General features: G+C 64.7%; 24 protein-coding genes and 1 pseudogene. 17 read left to right on the plus strand and 8 right to left on the minus strand.

What is annotated here, in order from left to right:
* Positions 1–303: 303 nt before the first annotated feature.
* From ACFXIV_RS45010 to ACFXIV_RS45025, 4 genes are all read right to left on the minus strand, one after another.
* Positions 304–1104 carry an AbiJ-NTD4 domain-containing protein gene (locus ACFXIV_RS45010; RefSeq protein WP_379403658.1) on the minus strand — a complete coding sequence of 267 codons (801 nt, stop codon included), beginning with the start codon at positions 1102–1104 and terminating at the stop codon, positions 304–306.
* Between the two features lie 251 nt (positions 1105–1355).
* Entirely contained in the window at positions 1356–1598 is a 243-nt protein-coding gene (locus tag ACFXIV_RS45015; RefSeq protein WP_379421462.1) for a DUF6372 family protein, read from the minus strand.
* A 20-nt stretch (positions 1599–1618) separates the two neighbouring features.
* A complete protein-coding gene (locus tag ACFXIV_RS45020) occupies positions 1619–2164 on the minus strand; it encodes a hypothetical protein (RefSeq protein ID WP_379403657.1) in 546 nt (181 codons plus the stop codon).
* Positions 2165–3106: 942 nt separating this feature from the next.
* On the minus strand, positions 3107–3337 hold the full coding sequence (locus ACFXIV_RS45025) for a hypothetical protein (RefSeq protein ID WP_379403655.1): 231 nt from the start codon (positions 3335–3337) through the stop codon (positions 3107–3109).
* Positions 3338–3743: 406 nt separating this feature from the next.
* Between ACFXIV_RS45025 and ACFXIV_RS45030 the strand changes: the two genes are divergently transcribed.
* A complete protein-coding gene (locus ACFXIV_RS45030; protein ID WP_379403654.1) occupies positions 3744–3890 on the plus strand; it encodes a type II toxin-antitoxin system RelE/ParE family toxin in 147 nt (48 codons plus the stop codon).
* Between the two features lie 216 nt (positions 3891–4106).
* On the opposite strand, the gene ACFXIV_RS45035 is transcribed toward ACFXIV_RS45030, so the two are convergent.
* Positions 4107–4751 carry a hypothetical protein gene (locus tag ACFXIV_RS45035; RefSeq protein ID WP_379403653.1) on the minus strand — a complete coding sequence of 215 codons (645 nt, stop codon included), beginning with the start codon at positions 4749–4751 and terminating at the stop codon, positions 4107–4109.
* A gap of 605 nt (positions 4752–5356) precedes the next feature.
* Between ACFXIV_RS45035 and ACFXIV_RS45040 the strand changes: the two genes are divergently transcribed.
* The 6 genes from ACFXIV_RS45040 to ACFXIV_RS45065 all read left to right on the plus strand — a co-directional run bounded on the left by ACFXIV_RS45040 (position 5357) and on the right by ACFXIV_RS45065 (position 7832).
* The gene (locus ACFXIV_RS45040) at positions 5357–6121 is read left to right on the plus strand and encodes a sigma-70 family RNA polymerase sigma factor (RefSeq protein ID WP_379403652.1); all 765 of its coding nucleotides are present in this window, start codon (positions 5357–5359) and stop codon (positions 6119–6121) included.
* A 14-nt stretch (positions 6122–6135) separates the two neighbouring features.
* On the plus strand, positions 6136–6297 hold the full coding sequence (locus ACFXIV_RS45045) for a hypothetical protein (RefSeq protein ID WP_379403651.1): 162 nt from the start codon (positions 6136–6138) through the stop codon (positions 6295–6297).
* Between the two features lie 91 nt (positions 6298–6388).
* Positions 6389–6592, plus strand: a complete 204-nt coding sequence (locus ACFXIV_RS45050; RefSeq protein WP_379403650.1) for a hypothetical protein — start codon at positions 6389–6391, stop codon at positions 6590–6592.
* 138 nt (positions 6593–6730) lie between these two features.
* Positions 6731–6916: a hypothetical protein gene (locus ACFXIV_RS45055; RefSeq protein ID WP_379403649.1), complete on the plus strand. Its 186-nt coding sequence runs from the start codon at positions 6731–6733 to the stop codon at positions 6914–6916.
* A gap of 28 nt (positions 6917–6944) precedes the next feature.
* Positions 6945–7142, plus strand: coding sequence for a hypothetical protein (locus tag ACFXIV_RS45060; protein ID WP_379403648.1), 198 nt, complete (start codon positions 6945–6947; stop codon positions 7140–7142).
* 327 nt (positions 7143–7469) lie between these two features.
* Complete coding sequence (locus ACFXIV_RS45065; RefSeq protein ID WP_379403647.1) at positions 7470–7832, plus strand: hypothetical protein; 363 nt, start codon at positions 7470–7472, stop codon at positions 7830–7832.
* A gap of 401 nt (positions 7833–8233) precedes the next feature.
* Here the strand turns inward: ACFXIV_RS45065 and ACFXIV_RS45070 are convergent, their stop codons facing one another.
* Positions 8234–9196, minus strand: a complete 963-nt coding sequence (locus ACFXIV_RS45070) for an ATP-dependent DNA ligase (RefSeq protein WP_379403646.1) — start codon at positions 9194–9196, stop codon at positions 8234–8236.
* Positions 9197–9402: 206 nt separating this feature from the next.
* Between ACFXIV_RS45070 and ACFXIV_RS45075 the strand changes: the two genes are divergently transcribed.
* Positions 9403–9549 carry a hypothetical protein gene (locus ACFXIV_RS45075; protein ID WP_379403645.1) on the plus strand — a complete coding sequence of 49 codons (147 nt, stop codon included), beginning with the start codon at positions 9403–9405 and terminating at the stop codon, positions 9547–9549.
* Positions 9550–9936: 387 nt separating this feature from the next.
* On the opposite strand, the gene ACFXIV_RS45080 is transcribed toward ACFXIV_RS45075, so the two are convergent.
* Complete coding sequence (locus ACFXIV_RS45080) at positions 9937–10905, minus strand: hypothetical protein (RefSeq protein WP_379403644.1); 969 nt, start codon at positions 10903–10905, stop codon at positions 9937–9939.
* A gap of 275 nt (positions 10906–11180) precedes the next feature.
* On the opposite strand from ACFXIV_RS45080, the gene ACFXIV_RS45085 reads away from it, so the two are divergent.
* The 6 genes and pseudogenes from ACFXIV_RS45085 (at position 11181) to ACFXIV_RS45110 (ending at position 16145) form a co-directional block, all read left to right on the plus strand.
* A complete protein-coding gene (locus ACFXIV_RS45085; protein ID WP_379403643.1) occupies positions 11181–12191 on the plus strand; it encodes a hypothetical protein in 1011 nt (336 codons plus the stop codon).
* Between the two features lie 169 nt (positions 12192–12360).
* Complete coding sequence (locus ACFXIV_RS45090) at positions 12361–12837, plus strand: hypothetical protein (RefSeq protein WP_379403642.1); 477 nt, start codon at positions 12361–12363, stop codon at positions 12835–12837.
* Positions 12838–12943: 106 nt separating this feature from the next.
* Complete coding sequence (locus tag ACFXIV_RS45095; RefSeq protein WP_379403641.1) at positions 12944–13114, plus strand: hypothetical protein; 171 nt, start codon at positions 12944–12946, stop codon at positions 13112–13114.
* 183 nt (positions 13115–13297) lie between these two features.
* Complete coding sequence (locus ACFXIV_RS45100) at positions 13298–13723, plus strand: hypothetical protein (protein ID WP_379403640.1); 426 nt, start codon at positions 13298–13300, stop codon at positions 13721–13723.
* Between the two features lie 2 nt (positions 13724–13725).
* Positions 13726–14262, plus strand: a pseudogene (locus ACFXIV_RS45105) (recombinase family protein); the annotation flags it as partial.
* Between the two features lie 902 nt (positions 14263–15164).
* A complete protein-coding gene (locus tag ACFXIV_RS45110) occupies positions 15165–16145 on the plus strand; it encodes a hypothetical protein (RefSeq protein WP_379403639.1) in 981 nt (326 codons plus the stop codon).
* 124 nt (positions 16146–16269) lie between these two features.
* Here ACFXIV_RS45110 and ACFXIV_RS45115 read toward each other — a convergent pair whose 3' ends face one another.
* Complete coding sequence (locus ACFXIV_RS45115; protein WP_379403638.1) at positions 16270–16533, minus strand: hypothetical protein; 264 nt, start codon at positions 16531–16533, stop codon at positions 16270–16272.
* 401 nt (positions 16534–16934) lie between these two features.
* On the opposite strand from ACFXIV_RS45115, the gene ACFXIV_RS45120 reads away from it, so the two are divergent.
* From ACFXIV_RS45120 to ACFXIV_RS45130, 3 genes are read left to right on the plus strand one after another with little or no spacing between them, the layout of a single operon-like run.
* Positions 16935–17945: a hypothetical protein gene (locus ACFXIV_RS45120; protein ID WP_379403637.1), complete on the plus strand. Its 1011-nt coding sequence runs from the start codon at positions 16935–16937 to the stop codon at positions 17943–17945.
* A 48-nt stretch (positions 17946–17993) separates the two neighbouring features.
* A complete protein-coding gene (locus tag ACFXIV_RS45125; RefSeq protein WP_379403636.1) occupies positions 17994–18203 on the plus strand; it encodes a hypothetical protein in 210 nt (69 codons plus the stop codon).
* 50 nt (positions 18204–18253) lie between these two features.
* A complete protein-coding gene (locus tag ACFXIV_RS45130; RefSeq protein ID WP_379403635.1) occupies positions 18254–18451 on the plus strand; it encodes a recombinase family protein in 198 nt (65 codons plus the stop codon).
* Positions 18452–18771 lie beyond the last annotated feature (320 nt).

Consider the following 18771-nt stretch of genomic DNA (forward strand, 5'->3'; position numbering starts at 1 on the left):
AGTGGTTCACCGGCCCCGGCAACACTCTCCACAATGGCCTCGACGGAGCCATGTGTCTGGACGGCCAAACCCTCGAGGGCAGAACCCTCACGAGCATCGTTCAGGTCATCCCGTGCAACGGTGGACCCGCGCAGCAGTGGTGACTGCGGGCTGAACATTCGAACCAAATTCCTGCCGATTCCCGCTCAGGCCGGGCTGTTCGGAAAGCGATCGGTTCCCAACACGACGGCACCCGAACGTGAATCGGCAGGATTGTGGTTCGGGTCCCGTGTCGAAAAGGGGTGTTGCGAAGTCGGAGTCCGGTTACACGGTCAGCCGGCCTGCTGCCTGTTCGGCAGTCATGAGGTTGATGAAGGCCGAGCAGCTGATGAGCACGTACCGCGCCAGTGCCTGAGTGATCCGTTCGGCGGGCACCGTCTCCCCGCCGTGCCGGACTCCGTCCTCGTCGCTGGTCCATCCGTAGAGCTTCGACCACGCGTCCAGCAGTGCTGGATGCGCGAAGTTGTCGGTCTTCTTCAGGTGAATCAGTGCCGCCCCGAGGGTATTTTTGCCGGTGATCGGTGCCAAGAACGCCTCGACAGCGCTGATGGATTCCTTGATCGAGTTCGGGTAGTCCGGCTTCTCGCGATCGGCGAGCAGACTCAGCGCGTTCTGCAGATGGTGCGCAGCGGACGGACTTTCGGTGGTCAAGGCTCCTTCGATCTCGGAGAGCTCATGGCTGTCTGCGATCGGCACGACCTTCCCATCGAGCAATCGGTACCCCGCCTTGTACATCTCCAGAACGCTGTTGAAGGTAGTGGCCAGACCCTGGTCGAGCTGCACTAGTTCTTCGAGCAGGTCGTACACCTCGAACCACTCACGGTTCTTGATCCAGTCCTTGATTACCACGTGGATATTGCTGCCGGAGAACCGATCCCAGTCCTGTTCCATCAGAATCGTCCAAATCCCGAAGAACTCGGTGAAGCTGGCCATGTACTGGAACTTGGGCTTGAAGTAGAAGGTGTAGGTGACGTTCCACAGCTGGGTGCGGAGAGCATCGTCCATGCTCTCGATCTGGACAGCGGACCGGACAGGAACCAAACCGCGGCGCTCGGAGAATCGCATCAGACGATGATGACGGAGCGGGCGGACAGGCAGCACTGCCCCTTCACGTTCCGGCGCCCTCCCTCCCTGTCTCTAAAACGACATCGCTTTCGAGATCCGTTGTGCGGCAGCCAGCTTCGCTGGATGGATCGGTCTTGGAACCCCATCTCCGAATCAACGTTTCCGGCGCCCGGGGGCCATGCCCTCTACGGCCAGCTTCCGGTGAACCCTGTTCCGGGAGCGTTCGGAAAAGGATCAGTCGGTGGACCGGCTCACGGGGGTTGGAGATCTGCGATCGCGTTGTAGCAGTAGCGGCACAGGGTCAGCGGTCCAATCGTTTCGCCGTCAGCTTCGACCCGGATCAGCAGGCCTGGCTCGGCTGCAGCGAGGCAGGTCGATTCCCCGTCGCCGGGGTGGTAGAACGCGCAAACGCATCGGCAGCCACCCGGGCGGTGCTGTTCCCAGGAGACCATCGCCCACGGGCGGACGGTCAGTATCGGCGGCGGTTCGGCCATGATGTCGCGGCACCCGGTCGTCAGCGGGTGAGCCTGGACCACCGTTCGTGTGCGGATTGGCGGGTCATGCTCGCGGCCTTGCCGATCGCGTCCCAGGAGGCGCCCTGTGCGCGTGCCGCCCGCACGGCATCGGTGAGGCGGGTCTGCGCCTCGGCCACCTCGTTCGCGGCCAGCTCTACCTGATAGGTGCCCAGGGTGGGTGCGATGTGCTCCTCCCAGGCGTCCATGACCAGGTCCTCGATCTCCTCGGACAACATGGCCTCGTCCGAGTAGATCCGGAGTTCGTCGAGATCCTGCGCCGCCGGGGTCTGCGCCCGCTCCCACAGCGGGCCCTGCCAGTGGGTGCTGCTGCGGGTGGCGATGTCCGAGCAGTCCGAACAGATCGCGCGCCAGCCGATCACCTCGGACTCGGGGCGGTGCTGCCAGTCGTCGTAGTCGAGCGGCTTGCCGTCCGGCCCGGTGGTCGCGATCGCAGTGCCGGCGGAATACGAGCCGCCGGACATGCCATCGGCGAAGACGAACGCGACATAGCCCTCGTGGCGCCCGTCCTCGGTCTGTCGCCCCATAAACCCTCCCAAAGTAATGTAAGGATTTCCTGACATCGTATCAGCACGTCAGGCTTTCCTGACAGATTTCAGGAGAGATTGCCCGCACGCGAGCCCCACTTGCGCCGATGTTCTGTCTCTAAAACGATCGCTTTCGAGATCCGTTGTGCGGCAGCCAGCTTCGCTGGATGGATCGGTCTTGGAACCCCGTCCCCGAATCAACGTTTCCAGTGCCTGGGCTGTGGGCCACGCCCTCTACGGCCAGCTTCCGGGGAAGCCTGTTCCGGGAGTGTTCGGAAAACGATCAGTGGTCGCCCGGAGCGTCGTCGGTGGCGGTGGCCCGGGCCTGGTCGGGTGGCCCTGGTGGAATTCGTCGTACCGTCCGTGCCGGGAACTACCGTTGTGTGCCGATCGGGCCGGTTGTGGTGTCATGTGGGTGTGGGTGGCTCGGCAGCGGGGTGCATGACGGCGTGCCACCACGATTCGAGCCGACTCGGCTCCGGCCAGCGCACCACCGGCTCATCGTCATCGGAACCGCCGGTGATGGCGGGTGCGGTCGTATGCCGCTTTCCCGGCCGGCGAGCGAGCCTGTCACCGCGTTCGCGTGGGGTTGCTGTCATGGCGCACCTCCGAATCCCTGCCCGGCGCCCGGTCTCACCGGGGCGGGCTGGATTCCCAACTCGCGGCGGTGGGTGTACGCCGAGGTCGACCGCGCGCGAGGAAAGCCACGAAGGCCCAAGGGCGGCAATGCCGAGGGGTCTGCGCCACCACAGAGGGAGGCCGACATGCGCCAGCGTAGGCGTTCAAGGTCAACGGCAGGCGACGTTCGAGCCGATTCGCCGGGGTCTACACCCCGAGATCGAACCTGGCGGGCGCGTTCGGACAACGATCGCAGGATCTCCAAGCCACAAGCGACACATACGGATTGGCCCCGCCTGCGCCTGCCTCTCGGTAGCCCGACCCTCAGGTTTCAGCCACGTGGGCGAGGTGGGCTGCGGTAGTCATCGCCGCTGTGCCCGTGGGCTCTGTGAGCCGGTGTCGGCCACCGGCCCGGGGCGCCACCGCGGCGGGGAGCACGACGGTGGGTGGGTCCAGCAGGACGTGCAGGCGGGCGATGAAGACGTCGATGCTGCCGTAGCGCGCGAGGACCTGCGCGAGCAGCTCATGCACGGTCGATCCCATCAGATCGGTCATGTCACCCCATTAAGGTTCACCGACCGGTCGGGCCGGTTCCCTCCGGCATTCTGCACGACAATCTCGATCACTTGGCTAATTCCGAGATGTCGGTGACCATCTGCGCCTGGGCACTCTCGATTCGTGCCACCAGCGCGGTATTCGGGCCGCTCCGGCACACGATCTCGATACGGTGCGGTGCGGGTGAGCCGATCGGGGAGCGTGGCGGAGTTCCGGGTGCGGTTATCGCGCCGCGTTCTCACCTCGGATCACCCCGGCCGGGGTCACAAGTGGACGACTCCGGAATCGGTGCCCCGCTTCGCTGACTCCGAGCGGGGCATCGTGCTCGGCGGCCGGGTGGATCGGCCCTCAGACTCTTTCGATCCACCCGGCCTGAGCAGCAATTGGGCAGCGGGCCATCGAGCGGGTGGCCGAGCGACCAGGCACCGGGAGGGCGTGTGAGGAAATCCGGGCCGGATACTTCACGCTGCCGGCCGGGGCGCACACGCTGTTCTACCGGGTCACCACCGATGATGTCGTCGACATCGTGCGTATCCTGCACCAGCGCACATGAACATCGACCGCCACCTCTGAACCCCGACGCGCGGAATCCGGGCGGCAAGCCCGTAGCCGGTGGACCGCCGCGGCTGCTCGCTGGGAAGGTGATACCGGTCGGGCGGAGAACGCAACGACAAACGCTCGCCTCGCGTGGTGAAGACGAGCGTTTGCCGAGCGGGCCCCGCGTCTGACCAGTGGTCAACCGGCTCCGGCACACGCGGAGTCGGGTGTCCTAGAGGTCGACGGTCTCTTCGATGATGTGGGTGCCCAGTTCTTCGGTGAACAGCGGGTCCCGGTCGGCTGCCGCGCCGGTGATGAGGCCGTCGAACTCGCTGTTCTCGTAGTCGAAGCCCTCCGCGGTGATACCCGGGCCTGCGACCTCGAGTCTGCGGGGGATGGCCGGCCAGAAGCCGACCCTGTTGAGCGCGTCGGCCTCCGCGGCGCTCAGGGTAGGGCTGGCGTAGGACACGAACTGCCTGACCGGGTGGTCCATGCGGTCGGACTCGCACCTGGCCAGGGTGTAGCGCAGTTGCAGGGCCCCGCGCCCGATCCCGCACACCGTGAACGGAGACGAGCCCACGCGCTCGCCGATCACGCGGAGCAAGACCTCCAGCACGCTGCGGTGGGCGGCGCCATCGAGAGTGTCGCTGGTGCCCAGCGACACCAGGATCAGATCGGCGCCGGCGACGCGCAGCGCTTCCCGGAACGAATACCCCGGGCTGTCGAGTTGCCGCGCGAAGGCGCCAGGATCGGCGCCCGTCATGTCCGGGTCGCCCACCAAGATGAACGGTGCTCTCAGCCCGTCGTCCTGGGCGGGAAACACCGCTGCGCTGCCGAGCAGGAGAGGCCAGTTACTGGCTGGTGCCACAGTCGTCATCGTCGAACTCCTCACGTCGTCGGGAAGAGAAGAACCGAACGTGCAATCAGGCAACCCCGCAGAACAAACCCACACGGGGTGCAGGTTGGCAAAGCCTAAACGGCACCACCGGCCAGGTGGTGCCAGGGGTGTGGGGGCCAGATCGGCGAAAAGTCACGCTAAGCGGTTTGGCTATCAATCCGCGCAGCACAGCGGGCGCTACCGCAGATAATTTCCGTAGCCGCCGGCGCGGAGCGCGGTCCGGTCGCGCTCGGAGTCCCCGGTGGTGCTCTGCGGAATCCGGCGCCTAAGCCAGTACCGCAGACAACGTGCTCTTATCGGCGCACCGGTAGCGACCGCCCTAGCTGTGCCGCTCCGGTGCCCTCGTTCGAGGGCGGAAACGAGAAGTGCCAGGCGAGCACCACTCCCTCGATCGGCTGCGGGCGTGTATACACGGACCTGTCGGCGGGTGGTGAAAAGATGGCTGTGACCAGGCGATAAGACCGACACCCGATCGGCTCGAAAAATCTTCGAAAAAGTTTCAGGGTTTTCCGGACCGCCGTGACTTATGAGGGGAAGACACCCGAAGGGAAGGGTGCCATCCCCTCGACTCCGGAGACGCCCGCATGAATCGAGCAGCCCGGCCGGACGGCCCCGCGGCCGATGACGCGCGCATAGAACCGGATCCCTGTGTGCCGGAGCTGTGGCTGGCAGACGCCGAATTCGCCGCCGAAGCCGAGAATCTGCGCCGCCTCGAAGGTGACGAACAGATCCTGCTGACACTACAACTCGGCCAGTTCTCCGATTACGACTGGAACCCGGTAGCGCTCGAACTCGCGCGTTACGGCATCGCGGTGTTGACATCGTGGCTCCGCAGCCGACTCATCTTCGCCCGGGTCAAACAGCGCACCGGCTACCACCTCGCCATGCTAGACAGCTGGCCCGATGACGACACCGCCATCGACCTCGCCCACGACACCGTCACCGACGCCCTGAACTATTTCCGCGACAGGATCCTTATGCCCGGCAAGTGGCGCGCCGAGCGCGGCGCCAGCCTGCGGACCTACTTCATCGGGCAGTGCCTGTTCCAGTTCGCCAACCACTATCGCTCGGCCTACAAGACCGAGATCCAGCGGCGCAGTCACGAACTGCTGACCGATGACGACACCCTGTTCGGCGGGGTGCAGCACGATGTCGAGAACACCATCGTCTCGCGGGACGAACTCCAGTCCGCGTTGGCCCAGATCAACAAGACGGTCGCCCGCGCGGCAATAGATATGAAGGCCCGCGGATACACCATCAAAGAGATCGCGGCTCAGTTCAACAAGAGCGAGAAGCAGATCGAGAACATGCTGCTCTACCAGCGAAAACTGATCCGGAAGGCGTCATGAGCGACAACCACCACATGGACAAGCTGATCGAACAGTCCTCGCTCGGCACCAGGCACGCGAAACGGATGCGCGCCAGCGTGCCGACCGCGACCGGCCGCGCGATCGTCCGCGCTGCGGCGGCCCGGACGCAGGCAACCAAATCGCTGAACGACACCGGGAAGAAGAAGTCGAAATAAGTTTCAGGGTTTTCCGGCCTTCCGACACTTATAGCCCGGGTACCGGGTGCTCAATTCCAAGCCCCGGAGTCATTGAGTGAAGGAGGCCAAGATGGCCAAGGCATACCGTTCGGCGATCAGCGGACGCTACGTCAGCAAGGCGACCGCGGCCCGGAACCCGCGGACCACCGTCGCCGAGACCGGACGCAACCGCAGCAGCGGCACCCACCATCGCTCGGCGATCAGCGGACGCTACGTCACCGGTGCGACCGCCGCGCGGCACCCGGAAACCACGGTTACCGAGCGCGGAAACTGATTGGTCGAGGTCCTGGGCTGGTTGAAGCAGCCCAGGACCTCGGTCCATGCCTACCAGATGCGGAGTTGTGAAGTGACAGAAGTCGATCCCCGGGTCGCGGCAAAGAATGCTTCGATCGAGTCGCGGTTGAGTCAGTACGTGTCCGACCGCCGACATATTGCAGCCGCCGCAGCACACGATCGGGTCCAGCAGAAGTTCATGCGGGAGCACCAGCCCGAGGGCGGGCAGTGGGGCGCGCCCTGCCTGGGCGAGCACGACCAACCGACATCCTGGCCGTGCAGGTCGATGGAGAGTTTCGACGACCCACTGGCCTACATGGATTGAGGGGCACACTACAGAGAAAGGAGTTCCGATGGAACGGCACAGTTTCAAATTGGAGTTGCCTGCCAGTACAAGCTGGGGTGAAGTCAAGGCCATCGCCCTGGAACAGGTCGTGTATCCCCACATGCATCGAGCGGGGAAGAACAGCTACGCCGACCTGATCGTGAACGGTGACACCAGGCCCACCGCGCAGGGCATGAGCACTTTCACCGGCGAATACCTGATCTAGCAACCACGCTGTGCTGCGAGGGCCCGGACCGCGCTCCGCGCCGGCGGCCACGGAAATTATCTGCGGTAGCGCCCGCTGTGCTGCGCGGATTGATAGCCAAACCGCTTAGCGTGACTTTTCGCTGATCTGGCCCCCACGCCCCTGCCACAGCAAGACGTGTCGACCAAGCCATCCCCGTCGACCCCGACCGACATCGACACCGACGCCGCCTCGAGGCCGAATGCGGGATCTCAACGACCATACGGCCGGGTAGGGCTGCAGAAATTCGCCAAGGGCCAACAGATCTCGATACCGTACGGTCCTCACCACCGGAGCCAGGGAAGTCCCATGTCCTCAACACAAGCCGTCAAGTTCACCCCCGTACACGCAGATCAACCGGATGCCCCGACCGCACGACTGGCACTGGACCCTGACACCACCTATTCCGTGGAATACAACCTCGTCGCCAAGGCGGCCGGTGTCGGCAGTTTCGCGACTGCGCGACTGGACCTCAGCGGCACCACCATCGAAGGGTCCGAAGGAACCAGCGCATCGGCCGTAGCAGCGGGTGAGACGCTGGTATTGGCCGGCCGCACTGTCTTCACCACCGATAGTGACGTGGCAAGACTCGAGCTCATATTCTTCCCCGGCCCACCATCATTCGACACCACCTTCGAACAGGCCCAACTGCGCTACGACAAGACCAGCTGAGCGACCGCGGCGACCACGGGCTGCTGACAAGGGGGGTGCAGCAGTTCCGCGCGGCAGCCGAGCCCTGGCCTGCACCACACGAGCCGGGCTGACACCGGCGCCAGGGAAAACGCCGGTAGGCAAGATTGTGAAACACCGGTCGCCGGTACGCATCCCGAGCGATGCCGACGAGCACAGACGGTCATCGATCCGGTGGACCCGGTCTGTGGCCCCGCCCGGCCTCCGGGAAAGAACCGGGCGGGTGGGTATCCCACTCCACAGATGGCCACCGGAGGGGAGGCGACCGAGAAATATCGTAGGTGCGTCGGCCCGATCAGGCCTTTCACCACGCCGCTGCGGAAGTGGTGGCCTAGCCTCGAACCAGGTTGGGACAGCGATGGCCAACCGCCCGCGGCGGAAGGTCAGTTGTGCTCGGGCACCGAGATTTCCGCCGGTGAGCGGTCGAATCGGAGTCCGCGCCAGGACGGGTGGCGCAGGCCGGTGGCGGTGCGTTCGCGGTAGGCGACATCGCCGACCAGGTGCGGGGCGACCCAGTGCGCGGTGGCCACGATCGACGACGGGATCTCGCCGGTGACCGGCGGCGCGGCAACGGCCAGGGCCAGCAGCTCGCGCTGCAGCGAGCGGCGGGTGGCGTCGCTGAACCCGGTCCCGACCGCACCGAGCAGCACCAGGTGCCCGCGCTCGTCGTGGGCGGCGACGAGCAGGGACCCGAACACCTCGCCGCTGGTGTGGCCGGCGAGCCAGCCGACCACCACTACCTCGGTGCAGCGGCGCAGCGGGAGTTTGCGCCATGCCTGCGACCGCCCGGCCCGGTAGGTGCTGTCCACGCGCTTGCCGATCACACCCTCGATGTCGTGCTCGGCGGCGACCGCCAGCATCCGCGAGACCGGGATGTCGAGGTAGGACGGCGAGAGCAGGATCGGGCCATGGGGCAGGCCCAGCCGCTCGAGGCGCTCACGGCGTTCGAGGTAGGTCAGCGTGCGCAGGTCCCGGTCGCCGAAACCCAGCAGATCGAACACGTACAGGCACGCCGGCACCGCCCGGATCAGTGCTGGGCTCGGCCGTGTCACGCCCAGGCGGCGCCCGATGCGGGAGAATCGCGGCACCCCGTCGCGGTCGGGGGCCACCAGTTCACCGTCGAGGGTGATCTCCCGTCCCGCCGCCAGCGACAGCAGGGCGTGGGAGATCTCGGGGAAGGCCGGTTTGAGGGAGTTGCCGTTGCGGCTGGTCATGTGGCACACGCCGTCGGAAATCCATGCCAGGCAGCGGATTCCGTCGTAGGTCCATTCGTAGGCGTACCGGGTGTCGTCGTCGGCGGGAGCGGGCCCGGGCGTGGCGAGCATCGGCGCCGGATGGCGCACCATACCCCGAACCTACCCGCGAAAGATACCGAACGGTCGCATCATTGTGATGCTCCGGAACTCATCGACTGTTGATTACCCTTGATATGGCTCGGGATGCCTACTGCATCAGCCGTTCAGAAAACGATGGATCTGGGCACGGCGAGCTGTGTCCCCTCGCTACGGTGACCTCACTCGTTGACAGACAAGTCCTTTGAAGGACGGATCCCGTGCCTTTTCTCGTTATCGGCATCATCGGCGTCGTGTTCTGGATGATCGGATCCACGAACGGGTGGGACGCGACGTTCTGGATATGGACAGCCGTCATCGTGGCTCTCATCGTGGGCTGGGTCATCTACGACCAGTACGACGTCTGACTCGACTGGCCTGGCAGCCACAGGTTTCCGCGGTGTCGAGAATCGATCGATTCATCGACACCGCAGCGCGCGAACAAGAATCGGCAGGATCTTGGTTCGAATCCGGTGTCGAGAAACGTGTGTCCGCGGCCCGCCCACAGATGCAGACTCGGCCAGGACCGGCGTGGAGTCTGCATCTTGGTGGTGGCGCGACACAGGCCGGCGTCGTCTCCGATTTCCCGGACCGCCTCCAGCCGTTGAGGATCCGCCGGGAACCTGGCCGGCGGTGGCTTCTTCTGCCCCGTGCCATCGACAGTCCAGCCACCTCCGATGATGGCAGTCGGGCTTCACTCGAGAGCATGCCCGGCTCCTGGCGCTACTTCGACGTCGATCCGGTGATGAACCAGTTCAGCGATGCCATAGTGCGGTGAGGGATTGGAAGGTTTGCGGGAATCTGTTGGCAGTGAACAGAAGTCCGCCTGCGGCGATGACCGTGATGACGATGAGGGCGATGAGAGTGACCCGCAGCGTTGCCGGCGCCACAATGGTCACCACGGAGACGGGCAGTGCTGTCAGCGAGACGATGAGGGCCACTCTTACTCCTGATAATTCGGGTTCAGCGGGGTCTGGCTCGGCTACACCGATCCGCTGAGTCGATGTCGCTTCCGATCGCCGGCTGAAGTCGTCGTGCGTGGTTGCATGGCTGGTAGGGCCGTGTCTGAGCCATGGTCGTGTCCTGCGTTGCCGATTGGTCGGAAGTGCTTGGGGTTCGCGCCTTGCTGGTGAGCGTTGATAGAGCTCGGGCCAGGTGCCATCGTCGATCTGGGCGTCGAAGGTCATCGACACCGTGACCACCCGGTCGGCGAGTTTTTCGAGGTCGTCTTGTCTCTGCCCGGCGGTGTCGGAGAGCTGATCGGCGTATCGGCTCACCGTGTCCGCTTCCGAGACCAGGAACAATCCGACAACTGCCAGAAGGTTTGCTGTCACGCTCTGTGCATTGCCTGCCGCGCCATAGGCGCAGCGGAGTGCGGCGTCACGGTCGGGAACGGGCTCGAGCAGTTGATTGTGCTCGCTGCCGAACAGCTCTGCCATGAGGTTTTGCCAGCGTTGAGAGGGCGATGTCGCAGTCGAGCCGTGGCTGCGTTTGGTGCTTCTGTCCAGCTCAGCGTGGGCACTGTCTAGATCGGTGAGAACCGACGATCCCACGACTTCGACGCAATGCCGCACTATGACAGCCAGGATCATATCCAAGCGTCCGTATCGAGTCACAATTACGTCGTTCACGCATTCACTGTCGACGCTGCAAGCCGGACTCACAAGCATTTCTTCGTGAATATCTCCAAAATTCATCGGCAGATACGTGAACCAGAAAACCAATCATGATCAGTTTCGGGAGCCTATTTTTATTCATGAATGGATTCGTGAACGCAAATTCTATTCGTGAACGGATACATGATCGTCTCTCGCCAGAGTGAATGGAAGCGCGAACCGAGAACGTTGATCATGAATCGCCGAGAAGACGAGAATCGATCGCTTCCGAACCCGGCTCGGGAGCTTGATCATTCGTGAACGAGCAAGAATTTTCGTGAATGCGCGGAAGTTGCCCATCGCCTCTATTGACGGCCCCCGGAATGCTCGTCGACAATTCGCGCATGACTGCAATCCGGCCGGTCACCGGCGAGCCCGATCGGCAATCCCGTGACGAGGAGTTCTATCAAGATGTGGTGTACCTCGTGATCGAATCGGCGGGTGCCGGCGCGAATGCCGTTGTCGACTCGGTGCTCGCGCAGTTCGACGAAGCTGGGGTCTCGTACCACCGCGTCTACGTCGATGGGCTCCAGATCGACGACGCGGTGTTCTACGCGGGTCTGGTCGTCGTGCTGCCGGACCAATGGCCGGAGGGCCCGGCGCAGCTCGAGAGGCTGAAGCAGGTCACCGCCTACGTGCGCCGGTACCGGGAAGTCCGGCCCGAGGGCATCCTCGAGGTGAGGAACGGCCGTCCGGGGTTCATGTCCGGCGTCGTCCAGATCATCGGCAGTGCACCGCTTCTCAAACACCCGGAGGTACGGACGCTCGAGCCGCTGTGGTGCCGGCCCCACACCGTCGACCCGTCGTCGAGCTCGCCCACGGTCGACATCATGGCGGCCTATCGGGGGGAGCTGTTGCCCCAGACCGAGTCCCAGGTCGACCGCCTCCAGCAATCGGTGTGGGACTACCTCGAGGGCTGGAACGTCCGTACCCCGGAGCAGGTGGCGCTGGTGCACGCAGCGTTCCTCGAAACCCTGGAGGAGTACGACAACCGCGAGAAGTACCGGCACTTGGCCAATCCGTTGGGAAATCCGAAGCGGGGCAACATGTTCCGCATCACGCTCAACCGGAAGAACGACTTCCGGCCTCCGAGAGGGTACTCGAAGGGGTCGGTGAGCGACATCGACAAGTGGAACGCGGATGCCTCGAGCACCGTGCGGACCTTCGGAGAGATCGTCAAGCGGTACTACCCCGAGATCAAGCTGGCCGGCCTGGGAAGGCGAGGCGCGACCGAGAAGGTCCGCCTGCTGTACGCCAACATCCGCAGGGCGCGGGTGTTCCTCGGGCACGTGCCGGCCATGCCCGAGCCGCCGATCGCGGAGGGACCCGATCGACACCACGAAATTCAGGAATAGAATCCGATTCGGGGAAATTATTCACGAAAATCGAATACCCTCACGAAATGGCTCAGGTTTTCGAGCGTGACTCACGTACGAAAACCTGAGCCATTTCGTTGCTCATGCTTCCTTTGCTGATTCACGATGGACCTGTCGACTAATCCCCGAATATCTGGAGATTGGAGGCATGTCGCTCAACAATGTGCCTCGTGTCAACTGCGTACTCGCGAAGGAATGCCTTACACGGCGTGATGAGTGCCTTCTCCGTCATGGCGAGGCCCAGCCCGATGGCATGGTCGCCCGGACGCGTCGATGTGTGAAGTCGGCGTTCGCGGTGATTTCGGATCACAGCGACGATATTGCGCGTGCTGCCGCCCTCGCCGCCACCGCCGCGAATTTTGCGGCGCTGGCGTTCGAGCATTTCGGATTCCACGGGACCGCGATCGCGCTTCATTTCACCGCGATTGCTCTGCGGGTACTGACCTGCCGAATGATCTACGTGCTGCTGTGGGCCGTGATGAAGCTCGTGATACAGACGGTGCGCCGCATCGCCCTCGGTATCCGGATCGGCCTCCACGCCGCGGCCGACATCGTGGTCGGCACCGCCCGGCGGGCGGTGAAAGCGGCCCGCCGCCTCATTCACCAGGTGAGGCGGCGGGCATAGCGCCAGGCGCTTCTCGACCATCGCCCCCGGGGTCTCGCTGGAGCCCCGGGGGCATTTTCGTGCCCACAGGCGCTCAGCGCGGCGGTGGTCTGCAGCGACACCAGGCTTGTCACCGCTCATTGCCGTACCGACCAAGGACGAGATGGACGCCATGGACGACGAGCCCACCAAGCGCATCGCGAGCAGGGACCCGATGTTCGGCAAGGACGAGAAGGTCGCCCTCCTGCGCAACGCCGTCGAGGCAATGTCGGTGGCCCGATCCCGGTTTGTCAGATAATGGCGTATTACCTGCCGGTCAACGAAGCCGACCCGGCGTCGTGTCGTTTTGGGGTACACCCCAGCACCACGCTCTGACCTCCGCCCAAAAGTGTTGATCTAGGGTCAATTCGGCCTATTTCCTGACATACGTCTGCTGATGTCCTAGACTTCAAGTTGACACTTTTGCTGATGGGAGAGGGTCATGCCGAGATTGATGGCGGTATCGCTGACCGAGCCGCAGGTTCAGGCGCGCACGAAGACGGTCACGCGGCGCATGGGCTGGCGGGGCCTGCGCACTGGGGACCGGCTGACGTTGTGCCGCAAGGTGATGGGCCGCCGCCGCGCCGACGGCCGGGTGGAGCCGCTGGTGCGCATCGTGGACGTGGAGGTCGTGGCCGTGGATCGCGAGCGCCTGGACGCCATCACCCCGGATGAGGTTGTGGCCGAGGGATTCCCGGCGATGTCTCCGGCCGAGTTCGTGGAGTTCTTCTGCGACTCCCACAGGGGCTGTACACCCGAGAGCACCGTGACCCGCATCCAGTGGCGCTACATGGACACCGAGGCAGGGCAACAGCTGGAGCTTCCCACCGGGCCGTTCGACACCGCAACGAGCAAGGAAACGCGATAACCGTGCGAGTGGGCTATGTCAGGGTCAGCACGGTCGATCAGAACACCGTCCGCCAGCTCGACGGGGTCGAGGTCGAACGCACCTTCACCGACAAAGCGTCCGGCAAGGACACCGACCGCCCGAAGCTGGACGAGCTGATCGCGTTCGTGCGCGACGGCGACATCGTGCTGGTGCACTCGATGGACCGCCTCGCCCGCAATCTCGAGGATCTGCGTCAGGTCGTGCGCACCCTCACCGGCAAGGGCGTGCGGGTGGAGTTCGTGAAAGAGCACCTGACCTTCACCGGCGAGGACTCGCCGATGGCGACGCTGATGCTGTCGGTGATGGGGGCCTTCGCCGAGTTCGAACGCTCCCTGATCCTGGAACGCCAGCGTGAGGGCATCGCCGCGGCCAAGGCCCGCGGCGTCTACACCGGCCGCAAGCACGCCCTCACCGACGCCCAAGCCCACCAGCTGCGTCAGCGCGCCGCCGGCGGAGAGAAGAAGGCCGCCCTCGCCAGGGAATTCGGCATCAGCCGCGAGACCGTCTACAGCTACCTCAACGCCAGGCCCGCGCTACCTGCCGACCGGCGTGCGCTGCCTGACGTCGGCGGTGTCAGCCCCACAGTGGTCCACGCCGAAGTGGAGCCCTCCGAACTCAGCCCCTCCGACGTACCCGCACCGGCTCCTGCGCTGGTTCCACCGGTGGCGCCCGCTGCCGCGCCGGCGCGTGGTCGGCGGGCAGATTCCCGTGTCCGGCAACCGAAGTCGCGGCGTGAGCGGTGGCTCGACCCGAAGGCGACGGTGCGGGAGCTGGTCACCCTCACCCGCGACCCGGACACCGGTGATCACCGGGTCACCGATGGCGACGAGTACCTCGGCCGGATCGCTCGCCAGATCACCGCGACCGGCCGCCGCGGACGCTGGCAAGCCTTCGACCCGCACAACACGGTCCTGCGCGCCGGTCCGTGGGGCACCGTCGACGAAGCCTTGACCGGATTACTGACCCACCACCTCGACCTGCCAGTTGGCGACCCCGAATAAGCCGCGAGAAAGCAAGAGGCGCCTCACGTCCCTTAACGTGAGGCGCCTCTTGTGGCTGTGTTCCCAGTGTGGGCGGCGGAGTTCACACTCCGCGCTACGCCCTCTTGAGTACCCGATCAGACTCCGTCGTCGCCCTCTCGTGTCACAGCCGTCCTGCACCACGACGGGGTCGCTGGGTCGGGGCACGGTCCGAGTCGCTGGATTGCGATTGGTTCCGACCGGGCTTCCTAGGTGCATGCTTCACATTACATAGTGATCCCAATGTTGTCAATCTGTGTCTTTACTCTATATATAGATGCGACTATAATGCCCGGCCAGATACCCTTGCGTCTCGCCATGAGATACCCTTATGGTGATGAACGACGTACCTTTGTAGTTAGGTATGGGATTAGTTTCTAGTGCGAAGTAGTAAGGGAACTATGAATTCCGTCGATAACCTGGACGCCACGATAGCACCACAGGCGTCTCCTGAGGGTGCGCTGAGTCCGGCCGACCTGCTGCTGTTCGGGGATCTGGGGAAGCCTCAGTTCGAGGATCCGGCCGAGTCGGTGTCCAAGGATTCACTCGAGGCCGCGCGGGCTCTGGCCCGATCGCTGGGACGACGGGTCGACGGCCCGGTCCGTAAGTCGTTCGTGCGCCCGATGACACCCGAACCTGGCCTGGTCGCCCCGTTGGCGAAGATCTACAGCGGCGGGCGTAGCGGCACGGTCGCGGTCAAGCTGTACCTGGCGCTGCTGTGGCAGTGCGCGGCCCCACCGTTCTCGACCGACAAACCGGCGCGCGCGTGGGCGACACTGCTGGACCTGGAAGATCCAGCAGGCAAGGGCGCCCGCAGGATCAAGGACGCCCTGCGCGCCCTGTCCGAAGCGAACCTCATCCGCCTGCAGGCCCAGCCCGGCTATCCGAACGTCGTCACCCTGCTCGACGAATCCGGCAGCGGGGCGGAGTACGAGCTGCCCTCCAGCGCCTACAGCCACGCCCAGCGTCACGGCGCCGAAGAACTGCGCCTCACGGCGCTGCGCTACTTCAAGGTCCCGCCGGACCTGTGGACCCAAGGGCACATGCAGAAGCTGCGCGGTCCCGGCCTCGTCATGCTGCTGATCCTCCTCACCGAGAAAGCAGGCATCGGCGAGAAGGTCTGGTTCAGCACCGAAGAGTTCCCGAAGCGCTACAACATCTCCCACAAGACCCGTGCCGCCGGCACGCGCGAGCTCCTGAGCAGGGGGCTGCTCACCGTCGAATCCCAAAGCCTCGGACCACGACCCGGCGCCAGCGCCTTCGACATGCGGCGACGCCGGAAGGTGTACCGGCTGACACCGATCGCGCAGGTGCGCGCACCGGAGAACCTTCCCAGCCCGGCCAGCTCCCCGAAGACACCTCAGCCCGCGAGCCAGAGCTGAGATTGCTTCGGGGACAGGAAGTTGCGGGCTTGTCGGCCGATTTCAAGTAGGCGCGAGCAGCACGCCGGACGCGAGCCCGGCTGATCACAAACAACTTCCACATGGTGAGCTGCCCCGCAGGCGGCTAGAGCAACCAGGACACCAGGTGCGAGATGAGGATCGCTGAGAAGACCAGCGTGACGAACCCGAGGGGCAGCATCCACCACCGCACGCGGGTCTCCTCACGCAGTTCCTTCGGCAGGACACCGGCGGCGCGCAGGGCGCGGATCTCACGCAGGGTCTGCCTCTCGCCGGGCGTGAGTTCGGACCGCGGGCGGATCGGGCAGTACGGGCTGTAGTGCCAGCCCATCGTGCAGTGGGTGCAGATGTAGCGGACCTCGTGAACCATGCCGCACCTCCCCGTGTGCATCCCACCGCACCCCGAACCGTGAAACCCCTTCCGTCCCCGAGGGTATCCAGCCCCTACGACAGCCCCGGCCGAATTCACCTCCAGCCCTTGCTGTTCGCAGATACCCCGTGCCCATCAAATCTCTTGCATTCTGGCCGTTAACTTCCGCTATAGACCGGAAAGGCGACAGGCCCTTCGTCCTTCGCTGAGGCTCTGATCAGCCAGAACCCGGACTAGCGGTCGACTGGTGAGCATCGGCCGTCGCGCCAGCCCCGGCAGCGCGACCCCGCCGCTATCGGCAATGTCGACTGTGTCTTGGCATATGGCGGGCCCGAAAAAGATCGACACGACGTGGCGTGCGAATTACCAGACACCTGAGGGCCTTTCCTACACTGACGGCCATGAAGATCGGCGCCGAGCTGTTCGACCGGGTGACTACCGGCGCGCAGAAGGCTGCCTTCGGTCGCCTCAATGAGGCTTTCTCGGTCGGCGCCCTCTCGGTGGCGTCAACGATGAAAGCATTCGCCCCGGAGGCGTCGGTGGCGTCGATGAAAGCACTCCTCCCGGAGATGTCGACGGTGGCGTCGATGAAAGCACTCCTCCCGGAGATGTCGACGGTGGCGTCGATGAAAGCACTCGCCCCGGAGGCGTCGACGGTGGCGTCGATGAAAGCACTCGCCCCGGAGGCGTCGACGGTGGCGTCGATAAAAGCACTCCTCCCGGAGGCGTCGACGGTGGCGTCGATGAAAGCACTCGCCCCGGAGATGTCGGTGGCGGCGCTCTCCGCCTCGTCTGTGGTGCAGGATGTGGCGAAGCAACTCTCTTCCACGGTGTCCACGACGATGGACATGGGTCGGTTCGCCGCCGCTGTGCAGCCCAACCTGGCCCTCCAGGCGGCGGTGCGCGCCTGCCAGCCCGACTTGTCTGCCCCCTTCCTCACCGAGGCCTTTTCCGCTTCTCACTTCGAGCCCCCGAAGGTCTGGAAAGAGCTCGGGGACAGAGTGCAGAGCCTCCCGAACGTCTGGAAGGACCTCAAGGACCAGCTGCGCAGCGCGAGCTCACTGCTCGTCGATGTTCGGGCGCTCCGCGAAGCAGCGGCCCGACGACTCCGGGCATACCGACGGGAAGTCTTCTTTCGGGTCATCCGGTACCGCCAGCGGGCGAAGGCATGGCTGTCCGGGGCGCATCCTGCTGCGAGAATCCGCAGCGAGCACAAGCTGCGCGAGGCTTTCCTCCGTGCGTTCGCGGCCAAACGTGCCGAGATCGCTTACGGGCGAGCACGACTGGCTCTCCGTGAAGTTAGCTGTACGCCGCCTGGGCGACTGGTCGTCGCCCGTCCTCACCTCACCCGTGGCCCCAACTCCTGCAAGTCGATCCGAACTCATCGACCTGCAGGACTTTTACACACCTGACCCGTGGTCGGGCGTGTGGTCCTGCCCAAATCCCCTTGGAGGGACCACATGTTTACCCCGGCTATCGCCTCACTGGCGCCCGGGCTCACCGCGGTGATCTGGTTGGTCGCTGCGCCCGTCCTCGTCATCTCACTGCTGATTCCAGTCGTCGTGGCCGTCGCCCTGTGCGGCAGCCGTGAACGCGGCCTGCGGGCCCGGAACATCCTGCGCGACTTGCTTACTGCGCTGCGGGCCTTGCTGCGGGGAGGCAAGCAGTGAGCGGGCGCCGGCCGGGCAGGCCCATGCTCTGCTCCCATGAGGCGCTGACCTTGATCGTCGATCTGTTCGACGCCGAATGGTCGTACCGGCGCATCGCGGACGCACTCAACGAGAAGAGGCTGTCCACCCCTGCCGGCACCGCTCCCTGGAACGCAGCACACGTTCACCGCCTCGTGAGAACGGCGGGTGCCCGAGAGGTGGCCACGGCCCTCGGCAAAACCCTTGCGCTGAATCGGCGGGCCGCCTGACCGATCGCCGGGCACACGGGTGTCCAGAAAACTGGGCACCCGTGTGCGGTCCACTCGCTATCGGCCAATCCCGTGGTCGGGCCCGCGCCTCAGGTCCGGAAGGTGGCACTTGGCGTCGCGCCGGCCAGCGACGCGTCAGTTGAAGTTGGATGTTCGGTGGTGCCGACGTCCAGATGTAGTCGGCACTTTGCGGGCGCGGGAGTCGGCTCGGTGGCGAACCCTTCGGACTTCCATGCTCGCCATCGGCTCTGCGCCAACTTCATTCGGACAGTGCCATCCACATGCCAACTAAACCTGGACAGTGCCAACTACATCTGGAC

This window comes from Nocardia sp. NPDC059236, assembly GCF_042754085.1.
Classification (GTDB): Bacteria; Actinomycetota; Actinomycetes; order Mycobacteriales; family Mycobacteriaceae; genus Nocardia.